The sequence below is a fragment of the Bradyrhizobium sp. LB11.1 genome, from assembly GCF_040549385.1.
Taxonomy (GTDB): domain Bacteria; phylum Pseudomonadota; class Alphaproteobacteria; order Rhizobiales; family Xanthobacteraceae; genus Bradyrhizobium.
Map to the genome: position 1 here is coordinate 677,947 of NZ_JBEPTH010000002.1, position 14,164 is coordinate 692,110.

The 14,164-nt window shown below is 64.3% G+C and carries 12 protein-coding genes; 4 read left to right on the forward strand and 8 right to left on the reverse strand.

All coding sequences use genetic code 11. The annotated features are described in order from the left end of the window. Positions 1–125: 125 nt before the first annotated feature. Complete coding sequence (gene pcaF, locus ABIA96_RS07075) at positions 126–1,334, reverse strand: 3-oxoadipyl-CoA thiolase (RefSeq protein ID WP_354136298.1); 1,209 nt, start codon at positions 1,332–1,334, stop codon at positions 126–128. A 227-nt stretch (positions 1,335–1,561) separates the two neighbouring features. On the opposite strand from pcaF, the gene mutS reads away from it, so the two are divergent. After that, positions 1,562–4,300: a DNA mismatch repair protein MutS gene (mutS, locus tag ABIA96_RS07080; protein ID WP_354136299.1), complete on the forward strand. Its 2,739-nt coding sequence runs from the start codon at positions 1,562–1,564 to the stop codon at positions 4,298–4,300. Positions 4,301–4,385: 85 nt separating this feature from the next. Here mutS and ABIA96_RS07085 read toward each other — a convergent pair whose 3' ends face one another. From ABIA96_RS07085 to ABIA96_RS07105, 5 genes are all read right to left on the reverse strand, one after another. After that, on the reverse strand, positions 4,386–5,189 hold the full coding sequence (locus ABIA96_RS07085; protein ID WP_354136300.1) for a hypothetical protein: 804 nt from the start codon (positions 5,187–5,189) through the stop codon (positions 4,386–4,388). 40 nt (positions 5,190–5,229) lie between these two features. Further along, positions 5,230–5,739: an OsmC family protein gene (locus ABIA96_RS07090; RefSeq protein ID WP_354136301.1), complete on the reverse strand. Its 510-nt coding sequence runs from the start codon at positions 5,737–5,739 to the stop codon at positions 5,230–5,232. Positions 5,740–5,809: 70 nt separating this feature from the next. Then, positions 5,810–6,595, reverse strand: a complete 786-nt coding sequence (locus tag ABIA96_RS07095; RefSeq protein ID WP_354136302.1) for an ABC transporter ATP-binding protein — start codon at positions 6,593–6,595, stop codon at positions 5,810–5,812. Positions 6,596–6,612: 17 nt separating this feature from the next. Further along, positions 6,613–7,458, reverse strand: a complete 846-nt coding sequence (locus ABIA96_RS07100) for an ABC transporter permease (protein ID WP_354136303.1) — start codon at positions 7,456–7,458, stop codon at positions 6,613–6,615. Between the two features lie 154 nt (positions 7,459–7,612). Further along, the gene (locus tag ABIA96_RS07105; protein ID WP_354136304.1) at positions 7,613–8,584 is read right to left on the reverse strand and encodes an aliphatic sulfonate ABC transporter substrate-binding protein; all 972 of its coding nucleotides are present in this window, start codon (positions 8,582–8,584) and stop codon (positions 7,613–7,615) included. Positions 8,585–8,771: 187 nt separating this feature from the next. On the opposite strand from ABIA96_RS07105, the gene ABIA96_RS07110 reads away from it, so the two are divergent. Beyond that, positions 8,772–11,564, forward strand: coding sequence for a [protein-PII] uridylyltransferase (locus ABIA96_RS07110; protein ID WP_354136305.1), 2,793 nt, complete (start codon positions 8,772–8,774; stop codon positions 11,562–11,564). Between the two features lie 90 nt (positions 11,565–11,654). Here ABIA96_RS07110 and ABIA96_RS07115 read toward each other — a convergent pair whose 3' ends face one another. After that, on the reverse strand, positions 11,655–12,557 hold the full coding sequence (locus tag ABIA96_RS07115; RefSeq protein ID WP_354136306.1) for a LysR family transcriptional regulator: 903 nt from the start codon (positions 12,555–12,557) through the stop codon (positions 11,655–11,657). Positions 12,558–12,702: 145 nt separating this feature from the next. Between ABIA96_RS07115 and ABIA96_RS07120 the strand changes: the two genes are divergently transcribed. Continuing rightward, entirely contained in the window at positions 12,703–13,071 is a 369-nt protein-coding gene (locus ABIA96_RS07120; RefSeq protein WP_354136307.1) for a nuclear transport factor 2 family protein, read from the forward strand. Positions 13,072–13,116: 45 nt separating this feature from the next. On the opposite strand, the gene ABIA96_RS07125 is transcribed toward ABIA96_RS07120, so the two are convergent. Continuing rightward, positions 13,117–13,647: a methylated-DNA--[protein]-cysteine S-methyltransferase gene (locus ABIA96_RS07125; protein WP_354136308.1), complete on the reverse strand. Its 531-nt coding sequence runs from the start codon at positions 13,645–13,647 to the stop codon at positions 13,117–13,119. A 94-nt stretch (positions 13,648–13,741) separates the two neighbouring features. On the opposite strand from ABIA96_RS07125, the gene ABIA96_RS07130 reads away from it, so the two are divergent. Further along, entirely contained in the window at positions 13,742–14,104 is a 363-nt protein-coding gene (locus ABIA96_RS07130) for a DUF1304 domain-containing protein (RefSeq protein WP_354136309.1), read from the forward strand. The last annotated feature ends 60 nt before the right edge of the window (positions 14,105–14,164 follow it).

The following is a 14,164-nucleotide window of genomic DNA, read 5'->3' on the forward strand; positions in this document are numbered from 1 at the left end:
GTCGGAATCTGCGACAGAAAATTCCGGGTGAGGGGTACAGGTCCCACGGCCAACTCAGCTGCGGAGAGAGGCCCCTCACCCCACCGCTCTCCCCGTAAGAACGGGGAGAGGGAGAGGATAGACCGTCAGTTCAGCTTCTCGATCGCGACGGCAACGCCCTGGCCGACGCCGACGCACATGGTGGCGAGCGCGAGCTTGCCTCCACGCTTCTCCATGCCGTGGACAGCGGTGAGCGCGAGGCGGGCGCCGCTCATGCCGAGGGGATGGCCGAGCGCGATGGCACCACCGTGCGGATTGACGAAATCGGCATCGTCGGCGACGCCGAGCTGGCGCATGCAGGCAATGCCTTGGGAGGCGAAGGCTTCATTGAGCTCGATCAGGTCGAAATCGCTGATCTTCTTGCCGAGCCGCTCCATCAGCTTGCGGGTCGCCGGCACCGGACCGATGCCCATGATGCGCGGCGGCACACCGGCCGAGGCGAGGCCGAGGATACGCGCGCGCGGCGTCAGGCCATGCTTCTTCACGGCGGCCTCAGAGGCCAGGATCATCGCGGCCGCGCCGTCATTGACGCCGGACGCATTGCCGGCGGTCACCGTGCCGGGATTGCGCACGATCGGCTTCAGCTTGGCGAGAGCTTCGAGCGTGGTCTCGGGACGCGGATGCTCGTCCTTGTCGACCGTGATCGGGCCAGCCTTGCCGCCGGGAATGGTGATCGGGATGATTTCTTCCGCGAAATAGCCCGCGGCGATCGCCGCGCCCGCGCGCTGCTGCGAGCGAATCGCGAAAGCGTCCTGGTCGGCGCGCGAGACCTGGAATTCCTCGGCGACGTTCTCGCCGGTCTCCGGCATCGCATCGACGCCGTACTGCGCCTTCAGCAGCGGATTGATGAAGCGCCAGCCGATGGTGGTGTCAAAGATGTCGGCGGCGCGCGAGAAGGCTTCCTGCGCCTTGCCCATCACGAACGGCGCGCGGGTCATGGATTCGACGCCGCCGGCGATCGCAAGCTCGATCTCGCCGGAACGGATGGCACGCCCCGCAGCACCGACCGCATCGAGGCCGGAGGCACAGAGCCGGTTCAGGGTCTGGCCGGGAACCGAGTCCGGCAGACCCGCGAGCAGCAGCGCCATGCGCGCGACGTTGCGGTTGTCCTCACCGGCCTGGTTGGCGCAGCCGAAGAAGACTTCGTCGACCTGCGCCCAGTCGAGATTGGGGTGTTTTGCCATCAGCGCCTTGATCGGGGCCGCCGCGAGGTCGTCGGCGCGCACCTTGGCGAGCGAGCCGCCGAAACGGCCGATCGGGGTCCGCACGGCATCGCAGATAAAGACGTCACGCATCGTTGTTCTCCCTGAATGCCGCGGTTCGGCGAAAATTCTTCCAAAATTCTTGAATGTCGGCGGAGTTTTAGGAGCGCGCCCGCGGCAGGTCAATTGACGGTTTCCTGCTTGTTCCGAGGGGTGCGCACGCCGCCACCGCATGCCGCGGTGCGGACAACGTGGAAAACCCGCCTCCTCCGGCCAAAGCGATAGGAGCACGAGGCGAAATTTTGTAGGTTGCGCGGCTCATGACCATGCAACAGCCCGTTCCCGTACCGCCTCCCGACGACGTCCCCGCGCCACAGGCGGAAGCCGCCGCGCGCGTCACGCCGATGATGGAACAGTACCTTGAAATCAAGGCGGCGCATCAGGGCCTGCTGCTGTTCTACCGGATGGGCGATTTCTACGAGCTGTTCTTCGAGGACGCCGAGATCGCCTCGAAAACGCTCGGCATCGTGCTGACCAAGCGCGGCAAGCACCAGGGCGCTGACATCCCGATGTGCGGCGTGCCGGTCGAGCGCTCCGAGGATTATCTGCACCGCCTGATCAGCGCCGGGCACCGGGTCGCCGTCTGCGAGCAGACCGAGGATCCGGCCGCCGCGAAAGCGCGGGGCAACAAGAGCGTGGTCCGCCGCGGCGTAGTGCGGCTGGTCACGCCGGGCACGCTGACCGAGGACACGCTGCTCGACGCCCGTGCCAACAATTACCTGCTGGCGATCGCCCGGGCGCGCTCGTCTGCGGGCGGCGACCGGTTCGGCCTTGCCTGGATCGACATCACGACCGCCGAATTCACGGTCACGGAAGTTTCGGGTGGCGAGCTCGCCGCGACGCTGGCGCGCATCAACGCGAACGAGGCGATCGTCACCGACGCGCTCTATAGCGATAACGAGCTCGGACAGACATTGCGCGAGCTGCCGGCGGTGACGCCGGTGACCCGCGACGTCTTCGATGGCGCCACCGCGGAAAAGCGCCTGTGCGATTATTTCGCCGTCGCGACCATGGACGGGCTGGCGCAGCTGACGCGGCTCGAAGCCACCGCTGCGGCTGCTGCCGTCACCTATGTCGACCGCACCCAGGTCGGCAAGCATCCGCCGCTGTCGCCGCCGAGGCGCGAGGCCTCGGGCGCGACCATGGCGATCGATCCGGCCACGCGCGCCAATCTCGAGCTGACGCGGACGCTGGCGGGCGAACGCCGCGGCTCGCTGCTCGATGCCATCGATTGCACGGTGACGTCAGCGGGCTCACGCCTGCTGGCACAGCGGCTCGCGGCACCCTTGACCGATGCGCCGGCGATCGCGCGGCGGCTCGATGCCGTCAGCGCCTTCGTCGCGGATTCAGCGACGCGCGAGGACATCCGCAGCATCTTGCGCGGTGCGCCCGACATGTCGCGGGCGCTTGCCCGTCTCTCGGTCGGCCGCGGCGGTCCGCGCGATCTTGCGGGCTTGCGCTACGGGATCATCACCGCAGATCAGGTGCTGGCGCGGCTCGGCGAGCTCGACCAACCGCCGCAGGAAATCGCTGCCGTGAGGGCGGCCCTGCAGCGCCCGTCGCGCGATCTCGCTGCCGAATTTGCCGGTGCGCTCGATGAACAATTGCCGCTGATCAAACGCGACGGCGGCTTCGTTCGCGCGGGCTATGAACCTGCGTTGGACGAAACGCGAAGCCTGCGCGACGCTTCCCGCCTCGTCGTCGCCTCGATGCAGGCGCGCTACGCCGACTTGACCTCCGTCAAGGGTCTGAAGATCCGCCACAACAACGTGCTCGGCTATTTCGTCGAGGTCACCGCGCAGCATGGCGACAAGCTGATGTCGGCGCCGCTGAACGCGACCTTCATCCATCGCCAGACGCTGGCGGGCCAGGTGCGCTTCACCACCTCCGAGTTGGGCGAGATCGAAGCCAAGATCGCCAACGCCGGCGACCGCGCGCTGGGGCTCGAGCTCGACATCTTCGAACGGCTCTGCGCCAAGGCGATCGAGATCAGCGACGATCTGCGCGCCGCGGCGCAAGGCTTTGCGCTGCTCGATGTTGCAACGTCGCTGGCCAAGCTCGCGGTCGACGTGAACTATGTGCGGCCCGAGGTCGATGGTTCCCTCGGCTTTGCCATCGAAGCCGGCCGTCATCCCGTGGTCGAGCAGGCCCTGAAGCGCAATGGCGAGCCGTTCATCGCCAATGCCTGCGACCTCTCGCCCGCGCCGGCACAAAAGTCCGGCCAGCTCTGGCTGCTCACCGGCCCGAACATGGCGGGTAAGTCGACCTTCTTGCGCCAGAACGCACTGATTGCTCTTCTTGCCCAGATCGGAAGTTTCGTGCCGGCCACACGCGCGCGGATCGGCATCATCGACCGCCTGTTCTCCCGGGTCGGCGCCGCCGACGATCTCGCGCGCGGACGCTCGACCTTCATGGTGGAGATGGTCGAGACCGCTGCGATCCTCAACCAGGCCGGCGAGCGCGCGCTGGTCATCCTCGACGAGATCGGCCGCGGCACCGCGACCTTCGACGGCCTCTCCATCGCCTGGGCCGCGATCGAGCATCTGCACGAAAGCAACCGCTGCCGCACGCTGTTCGCGACGCACTATCACGAGCTGACCGCGCTCTCGGCCAAACTGCCGCGCATGTTCAACGCGACCGTGCGCGTGAAGGAATGGCAGGGCAATGTCGTATTCCTGCACGAGGTGCTGCCGGGCTCGGCCGACCGCTCCTACGGCATCCAGGTGGCCAAACTCGCCGGCCTCCCGCCCGCGGTGATCACGCGCGCGAAATCGGTGCTGGCGAAGTTAGAGGCCCAGGATCGCGGCCAGACCGCCCGTGCGCTCGCCGATGACCTCCCGCTGTTCGCAGTCCCCTCACGCGCCGCCGCGGAGGCTGCGCCGCCGACCGAGGCCGAGCTGCTGATGGAAGCCGTCAAGGCGCTGCACCCGGACGAGATGTCCCCGCGCGAGGCGCTGGATGCGCTGTATGCGCTGAAGGCCAAACTGCCGAAGCAGTAACGGTGCCGTGGGGTGGGCAAAGCGTAGCGTGCCCACCACTTACTAACGGTGGGCACGGCGCGCGAAGAGCGCGCCTTTGCCGACCCTACGAAACCGCCGCCAGCCGTTTCCGTCGCCCATTCCACCACAGCGTCAAATTCCAGACGATGCAGGTAGCAAGCCCCATGCTCAGTCCGATCACCGACCCGAAATTGTCGGCACCGACATGGAGCACCGCAATCGCCATGCCGAAACCGAGCAGACCCCAGGCAGAATTCGCAAGCACCGCTGCCGTCGGCGGCCCACCGATGCGGGGATGCAGGATCACCATCATGCTGGTGAAGACGATCGGGTAGAGCGCGATGACACCGGAGACGCGCGGGCCAACCCATCCCGAGGTCGAGACCACGATCGCGACGAGAGTTGCGACCAGCGAGGCGCGGAACGGAATGTCGTACCAGCGACGCGTCACCAGCGGCATCTTCACATGGCGGTACTGCGCAAGCAGCGGAATGCAGATGCCGAAGGCGACCAGGTTGACGGCGAGCCCGGCCGTCAAGGTCCAGTCGAACAGACGGATGATGGACGCCAGCACAATCCACACCGCCACCGCGCTTCCGGCACTCACGGCAAAGCTATGCCGCTGCGCCAGCACGACATAGGTCAGCCCCAGGAAGATCGTTGCGGCGTTGACCGGAAGGCTCGACAGCGCGCCCTGCGCAATGAAGGCGGCGTCATGGTCGATCGCGAGGAAGACATAGGAAGGCCCCGCCGAGATCGGCAGCGTCGCCACCAGAGCTCCGATCACCGGGCCGGAGCGCTCGGTGATAACAGACGCCGATACCACGAAGGCGGCCGCAACCGCCATGCGCAGGAGAAGGAAGAGGATGTAAGACAGTTCGGCGGACATTTTTTTCTTCTTGCCTTCCCCTCAAGGGGGAAGGTGGCAGCTACATCCGCTGCATCGACACCGAAATCTTCGGGCCATTCTTGATGGTCTGATAGACCACGCAATAGCGTTCCGTCAGTTTCAGCAGGAGGTCGAGCTTATCCTGCGGCGCATCAGTGTCGACTTCGAAGCGCAGGCGGATCTCGGCAAAGCCGACCGGGGTTTCCTTGTCGACACCGAGCGTGCCACGGAAATCGAGATCGCCCTCGGCATAGACGTTGCCGGTCTTCAGCGGGATCTCGACCGCGGTTGCGACCGATTTCAGCGTCACGCCGGCGCAGGCAACCAGTGCTTCCAGCAGCATGTCGCCGGAGCAGAGTTCGAGGCCGGAGCCGCCGGTGGCGGGATGCAGGCCAGCCATCGCGATGGCGCGGCCGGTCTCGACCTTGCAGGCGATGCCTTCGCTGTCGGTCGAGCCCTTGGCCTTCAGCGTGATCATCGCCGTCTTGGGATCGATCTTGTAGCGTTCCTTGATCGGGGCCTGCATCTGGCGCAGTTCTGCGGCGTCCATCTTGTTCTCTCCCGGAAAAATTGCCCCTACGAAGTACCTGCTTGCGATGTACCGGCTCAGAGAGAAATTGTCACCACCACATGGCCTGTCCGGGACCCTGGGTTGCGTCACGGTCGGGCACGTTGCGGTCGAGCGACCGGTCGAGTGACGTCAGCACACTTCGCTTGAAATTCTCGAACAGCGGCGAATTGCGGTCGCGCGGCCGGCCCAGATTGATGTCGATCTGGTCGAACAGCCGGCCCGGCCGCGGCCGCATCACCAGCACGCGGTCAGCCAGCACCACGGCCTCGTCGACGTCATGTGTGACGAGGATCAAGGTCGGGCGCGTATCGGCCCAGAGGTCGAGCAGATGGTCCTGAAGGTCGCGGCGGGTGAAGGCATCGAGCGCCGAGAACGGCTCGTCGAGCAGGAGCACTTCGGGCTGCGGCACCAGCGCCCGCGCAATCGCGACGCGCTGCGCCTGCCCGCCGGAGAGCTCGCGCGGCCAGGCCTGTGCCTTGTCGGCGAGGCCGACGCGGGCGAGCGCACGCGCCACCTTCTCGCGTCGCTCAGCCGCGGACAGATCGGCGAGGCCGAAGCCAATATTGTCAGCGACGCTGAGCCAGGGCAGCAGCCGCGGCTCCTGGAAGATGATGCCGATCTTGGCATGCGGCGAGGCAATCGCCTCGCTGTCGAGCGTCACGGTGCCCGAGCTGGCGCGGTCGAGGCCGGCGATGGCGCGGAGCAGCGTGGACTTGCCGCAGCCGGAGCCGCCGATGATGGCGAGGATCTCGCCCTGCCTGATCTCGGCGGAGAAGCGAGCCAGCGCCTGCACGCCGTTGGGATAGGTCTTGCTGACCCGGTCGAGCGCCAGCATCGCGTTACGCTCCCCTATCAAGTTGCTTTGGCTCGCCCGAAGGCGTCCTGCCAGCGCAGGAACGGCGCAGCGGCAATCTCGATCAGCCAGTCGGTGAGCTTGCCGAGAATGGCGAAGATCACGATCGCGGCCATGATCTGCGCAGGCTTGCCGAGTTGCTGGCCGTCGAGGAGGAGATAGCCAAGGCCTTCGGAGGCGCCGATCAGTTCGGCCGCGACGACGAACATCCAGCCGAGACCAAGGCCGACGCGCAAGGACACGACATAAGCCGGCAGCACTGCGGGCAAGAGGATGCGGCGGATCATCGCGAACCCGGACAGCCGGAAGACGCGGCCGACCTCGAATATCTTGCGATCGACCGAGAGGATCGCGCCCATCACGCCGAGATAGACCGGAAAGAACACGCCGACCGCGATCAGCACGATCTTCGAGGTCTCGAAAATGCCGAGCCAGAGGATAAACAGCGGCACCCAGGCCAGCGAGGGAATCGCGCGCAGCGCCTGAACGGTCGGATCGAGCAGCCGGCGCGCCAGCGACCAATAGCCGGAAACGGCACCCAACAGCGTGCCCGCGATGACGCCGAAGGCAAAGCCGAGGCCGACCCGCCACAGTGTTGCGGCGATGTGGCGGATCAACTCGCCGGAGCGGGCAAGATCGGAGATCGTCGCGAAGACCCGGGAAGGCGGCGGCACCAGCCGGCCGTTGGACCAGCCGAGCCAGACCACGAACTCCCATCCAGCCGCGAGCAGTAGTGGCAGCAGCAGCCCCAGCATCGGCCGCGCATAACGCGACAGCCGCGAAGGCGCGACGGCGCTCTCGGTGGGTTCCGAGGATTGCTGCAAAACTGGCGCGTCGGAGATCATGGCCGGTAGGAAGCGCGTCTGGCGCGGGAATGCAACACTACTCTTGCCACGGCCTCCGCCCGCGTCGCCCGGATGGAGCGCAGCGCAATCCGGGAATCGTGCCGCGGGGAGAAATCCCGGATTTCGCTTCGCTCCATCCGGGCTACAGGCCGAACTAGTTCGTCGGCAGCGGGACCTGATCGTCGATCAGCGCATCCAGCGTCGCCTTCACATCGACCTTGGCATCGACGACGCCGGCCTGCTGCAGCGCGAGGCCCGCGGCGAGGATCGACTCGCGCTGGGGCGCGCCGATGCGGCTGTGGGTGAGCTCGGTGCGTTCCTTGAGCTGCTTGTCGACGACGGCGTCAGGGAGTTTGGTCACGGCGATGAAGGTCTTCTTCAGCTCATCGTAATTCGCCAGCGAATACTTTCGCGCCTCTTCGTAGACCGCGAGCACGCGGCGGGCTGCGTCCGGATAGTCCTTCAAGAACTGCTCGCGCACATTGAGGATGCCCCATGTATTGGCGTCGGCCTTGCGATAGAACAGCTTGGCGCCCTCCTCGACTTCGGCCTGCGCCATCATCGGATCGAGACCGGCCCATGCATCGACGTCGCCGCGGATCAGCGCGGTCTTGCCGTCGGCGTGCTGGAGCAGTACCGGCGTGATGTCTTTTTCAGTCAGACCCGCGCTGAGCAGCGCACGCACCAGGAAGATGTGCGGATCTGTGCCGCGCGTCACCGCGACGCGCTTGCCCTTGAGGTCAGCAATATCGGCGATCTTGGAATCCTTTGATGTCACCAGTGCCGTCCATTCGGGACGCGAATAGACATAGATCGACTTGATCGGGTTGCCGTTGATGCGCGCGACCAGCGCCGCAGAGCCCGCGGTCGAGCCGAAATCGATCGAACCGGCATTGAGGAATTCGAGCGCCTTGTTCGAACCGGCCGACTGCACCCAGGTGATGGTGATGCCGTCCTTGGCGAACTCCTTCTCCAAGAGCCCCTTCTGCTTCAGGACCATCGACACCGGGTTGTAGGTCGCCCAGTCGATACGGATCTCCTTGAGCGGATCAACAGCCCTTGCGGCGGGGGTCACGGCGAGCGCCACGGCTCCCACCAAAAGAATACGTCGTGAAATCTTGGTCATGCCCAGAATCCTCCAAAACCTCATTGTTTTTCAATGAGTTATATCCGGAGGTCAACGAGAAAATCTCCCCTTGAAAGTGCGCTGCCTGAGAACAACTTTGCTCAAAGCTCGCGATTTCCAGCATGGAACGACTATTGCCTGAGAATGGCGGGTGACAGCGCCTGTCACCTCTTATATCCGGTGAGACATGGACAGCGTCGCGACAGAGCACAAGCCCGAAGTGGATGATCGCTTCGACACCGCGCGGATCACCGCCGCGGTCGATGCGCTTGCCGAAAAGCATCGAGGCCGCGAGGACGCGTTCCGTACGGCGACCGCGCAATTGCTCAAGGCCGAGCTGCTTGCGGCGCGGACTGCGGCGCAGGCAATTCTACTGAAGGACCGCCATGGCAGGCGCTGCGCCGAGCGGCTGTGCCATGTGCAGGACGAGATTATCCGTATCCTGTATTCGGCCGCGACCCGTCATCTCTACCGCTCGCCGATCCCGAGCGGGGCGGAGCGCATGGCGGTGGTCGCGACCGGCGGCTATGGCCGCGGTCTGATGGCCCCCGAATCCGACATCGATCTCTTGTTCATCCTGCCCTACAAGCAGACGGCCTGGGGCGAGCAGGTCGCCGAAGCCATTCTCTATTGTCTCTGGGACATGGGCCTGAAGGTCGGCCATGCCACGCGCTCGGTCGATGAATCGATCCGGCAGGCGCGCGGCGACATGACCATCCGCACCGCGATCCTGGAGACGCGCTTCCTCACCGGCGACCAGCCGCTCTATGACGAACTGGTCGCCCGCTTCGACAAGGAAGTGGTGCAGGGCACTGCGTCCGAATTCGTTACCGCAAAGCTCGCCGAGCGCGAGGAACGTCACCGCCGCGGCGGCCAGTCGCGCTATCTGGTCGAGCCCAACGTCAAGGACGGCAAGGGCGCGCTGCGCGACCTGCACACACTGTTCTGGATCGCCAAATACGTCTATCGCGTGCGCGACACCGACGAACTGGCCGAGCGCGGCGTGTTCGACGCGCAGGAGTACCGCAGCTTCCGCCGTTGCGCCGATTTCCTCTGGTCGGTGCGCTGCAATCTGCATTTCTACTCTGGCCGCGCCGAAGAGCGCCTCTCTTTCGACCTCCAGCGCGAGATCGCGATCCGGCTCGGCTATACCTCGCATCCCGGCATGCAGGACGTCGAGCGCTTCATGAAGCACTACTTCCTGGTCGCCAAGGAAGTCGGCAACCTCACCGCTATCCTCTGCGCCAAGCTCGAGGACCAGCAGGCCAAGCCCGCACCGGTGCTGAGCCGGATGATGGCGCGGCTGCGCCCGACGCCCGTGAAGCGGCGCGTCCCTGACAGCGACGACTTCATCGTCGACAATAACCGCATCAACGTCGCCGCGCCCGACGTCTTCAAGCACGATCCCGTCAATCTGATCCGCATCTTCCGCCTGGCGCAGAAGAACAATTTGGCCTTCCACCCGGATGCGATGCGCGATGTGACGCGCTCACTCGGACTGATCAACGCGCAGATGCGCGAGAATCCTGAAGCCAACCAGCTGTTCATGGAGATCCTGACCTCCGACAACGCCGAGATCGTGCTGCGGCGGATGAACGAGACCGGCGTGCTCGGTCATTTCATCCGCGCCTTCGGCAAGATCGTCTCGATGATGCAGTTCAACATGTATCATCACTATACCGTGGACGAGCACCTGATCCGCTGCGTCGGCTTCCTCCAGGACATCGAGCGCGGCGGCCTCGACGAGTTTACGCTCGCCAGCGACCTGATGCGCAAGATCCGGCCCGAGCACCGCGCAGTGATCTACATCACGACGCTGCTGCACGACATCGCCAAGGGACGGCCGGAGGATCATTCGATCGCAGGCGCCAAGGTCGCGCGCCGGCTTTGCCCGCGGCTCGGCTTCAGCGCGGCTGACACCGAGCTCGTGGCGTGGCTGATCGAGGAGCATCTGACCATGTCGACGGTCGCGCAGTCGCGCGATCTCTCCGACCGCAAGACCATCGAGAATTTCGCCGCCGTGGTGCAATCGGTCGAGCAGATGAAGCTCTTGACCATTCTGACCACAGCCGACATCCGCGGCGTCGGTCCGGGTGTGTGGAACGGCTGGAAGGCGCAGCTGTTGCGCTCATTATATTACGAGACCGAGCCGGTGCTGACCGGCGGCTTCTCGGAGGTCGACCGCGGCAAACGCCTCACGGCCGCCTACGCCGAATTCCGGCACGCCTTCGCCGAGTGGCCGGCGGACGAGCTCGATGCCTATGTTGGCCGGCACTATCCCGCCTACTGGCTCAAGGTCGAGCTGCCGCGGAAAATTCGCCACGCACGCTTCGTGCGGTCGAGCGAACAGGCCGGCCACAAGCTCGCGATCAATGTCGGCTTCGACGAGGTGCGCGGCGTCACCGAGCTCACGATCTTCGCCGCCGACCATCCCTGGCTGCTGTCGATCATCGCGGGCGCCTGTGCCTCGGCCGGCGCCAACATCGTCGATGCGCAGATCTACACCACGACCGACGGCCGCGCGCTGGACACGATCTCGATTTCCCGGGAGTACGACCGCGACGAGGACGAGGGGCGCCGTGCCACGCGCATCGGCGAAATGATCGAGGACGTGCTGGAAGGCAAGCTGCGCCTGCCCGAAGTGGTGGCGCGCCGCACGGTGCGCAGCAAGGCGCGGCCTTTCGTAGTCGAGCCGGAAGTAACCATCAACAACCAGTGGTCCGACCGCTATACCGTTATCGAGGTGTCAGGCCTCGACCGCCCCGGCCTGCTCTACGAGCTGACCACCGCGATCTCCAAGCTCAACCTCAACATCGCCTCGGCCCATGTCGCGACCTTCGGCGAGCGCGCCCGCGACGTGTTCTATGTCACCGACCTCTTGGGCGCGCAGATCAACGCGCCGACCCGCCAGGCCGCGATCAAGAGCGCGCTGACCCATGTGATGGCCGGCGACAAGGCGGTCGCGGCACCGGCGGCGTGATTTCTTTCGTCATTCCGGGCTCGCCGCTGCGCGGCGTCCCGGAATGACGAGAGGAGAGGTCGGCACGTTACGCCTTCAACCCCTTACCAGTCATCGCGTCGACTTTTGTTCGGAGAGTCGTAGCGCCCTCACCAAGGCAGACAGCGCGGCTGGTTGATGCTGACGACTGGGGTAATACATGAAAAAGCCGGGAATTGGCGGCGTCCAATCCTCCAGCACCCTAACAAGGCGGCGCTTCGCGACATATCCGGCGACCTGCTCTTCATAGGCGATTCCAATACCAACGCCCGCGAGCGCCGCCTGAATCACCAAGTGAGTATCGTCAATTACGAGCGGGCCGTTCACGTTGATCGTGACCGACTTTCGTCCCTGCTCGAACTCCCACCGATATGGACCACCCGCAAGACGCAGAGTAATGCACCGATGATCGTTGAGGTCCTTTGGCTTTTCGGGGATGCGTCGTGAAGCGAAATAGCGTGGCGACCCTACCGCCGCCAATCGCAGTTCGGGTGTGACACGAACCGCGATCATGTCCTTTTGAATGTACTCGCCAAGCTGAATACCGGCATCGAACTCGCCTGCAACAAGATCCACGGGGCCAGTGACGGTGACAACGTCGAGCACAATGTCAGGGTAGGCCTCAGCGAAAGCTCTCAACCGCGGTAACAATACCATCACGGCAGCTGATCGTGACATCACAATTCGAAGGCGACCTTCGGGTCGGTGCCGAACGTTCCGGGCTTTGTCCAGGGCATGACGAATTTGCTCAAGTGCCGGAGACAAGTCTTCCAGGAGAGCTGTCCCCGCAGAGGTTGGTGCAACGCTCCTGGTTGTTCGAGCGAGCAGCTGCAGTTCAAGCCGTTGCTCAAGCCTCCGGATTGTGTGGCTCAAGGCAGACTGAGACACACCTAGCTTTATCGCAGCGCGTGTGAAGCTTCGTTCACTGGCCACGACTGCAAACGCAGCGAGTTCATTCATTTCGCTTGTCATCATTTATGAATATTGCTCATGAGCCCATGCCATGCAAGACGTCTATTCTCATAAGCCGCTTTGCCGTAGTCATGCGCAAGCAGGTTGACGCTTGGCACGACTGGCTGAGCCGCATGAATGAGTTCGGTACAACAGCTTGAGGATGACAATGGATACGGACGTTCCCGTCTTGCGCTCCCTTGCGCAGACCTATTTCGATGCTGCCTACGAAATGGATGCTGAGAAATTTGCATCCATATTTCACCCCTCGAGTTCCGTGACGAAGGTCGCCGAGGACGGTAACGTGGGCGTGACGCCGATTGCGACCTGGCTAACAGCGGTCCGCAACATGAAAGCGCCGGAGCAACAGGGGTTCGAGCGAGACGATCAGATCCTGTCAATCGATGTTGAAGGCGAGCTCGCGCTCTTGAAGGTGAAATTGCAGATTCCGCCGCGGTCCTTCACGGACCTGTTGTCGTGCTTGAAGGTGAACGGGACCTGGAAGATCGTGCAGAAAGTGATGACGTCCAAAGTCTGAGGATCGGTTACAGCGCCGCGAGTCGCTCACAAATTCTCAAACCTCTTAAACCTCTACCCCTTCATGCCGCAGCAGCCAGCGCTTGCGTTCGAGGCCGCCACCGTATTTCACCAGCGAGCCATCGGCGCCGATCAGGCGGTGACAGGGCAGCACGACGCTGATCGGATTGGAGCCGTTGGCATGGCCGACGGCGCGAATAGCCCTGGGCATGTCGATCCTTGCGGCCATCGCGCCGTAGCTCATCGTGGTTCCTGCGGGAATTTTCGCGAGCGCGGTCCAGACCTTCTGCTGGAACGGGGTGCCGGCGATGCGCCATGCAATGCCTGACAGCTGACCGAGATCCCCCTCGAAGTAAGCCGACAGCGCGGTCTTCATCGCCGTCGGCGCGGGCAGATCAACCAAATCCACCGCGCCATGATGCAGGCGCAGGAGTTCGCGCATGCGGTGCTCGTAATCGTCCCAGTCGAGCGCCCGCAACGCGCCGTCGGCATCGGTGACGAGCAGCGCGATCCCGATCGGCGTCGGCAGCCGATCGAGGCCAAAGCTAACAGACGGCTTGATTGATCGCGCGGGCATTGCGGCACCATGGCATCGAAACACGCCATCGCGTTTGCCATGCCGGCCGTGATAACGTCCACCCGAAAGCTGATGCTTTTTGGGGGAGCTCAACTTGATCTGGATCGCCAATATCCTGGTGGCGCTGGTTGCCGCACTGCACGCCTACTTCCTGATCCTGGAGATGTTCCTCTGGGACAAGCCGCTTGGCTTGAAGACATTCCGCAATACGCCCGAGAAGGCCGAGATCACGAAGGTGCTGGCTGCCAATCAGGGCCTCTATAACGGCTTCCTCGCCGCCGGCCTGATCTGGGGTCTGGTCCACGGCAACCCGGCATTCGCGTTCCAGATCAAAGTGTTCTTTCTGCTCTGCGTGATCGTGGCCGGCGCCTATGGCGCCGCGACCGTCAGCACACGCATCCTGATCGTACAGGCGCTGCCCGCGGCGATCGCGCTGGTTGCTTTGTTCCTGTCCTAAGACCTTCGCCTGAGACGCTAAGGCGCAAGTGCCGCGATCCTTGCGCGGCGCCTGCCCTTC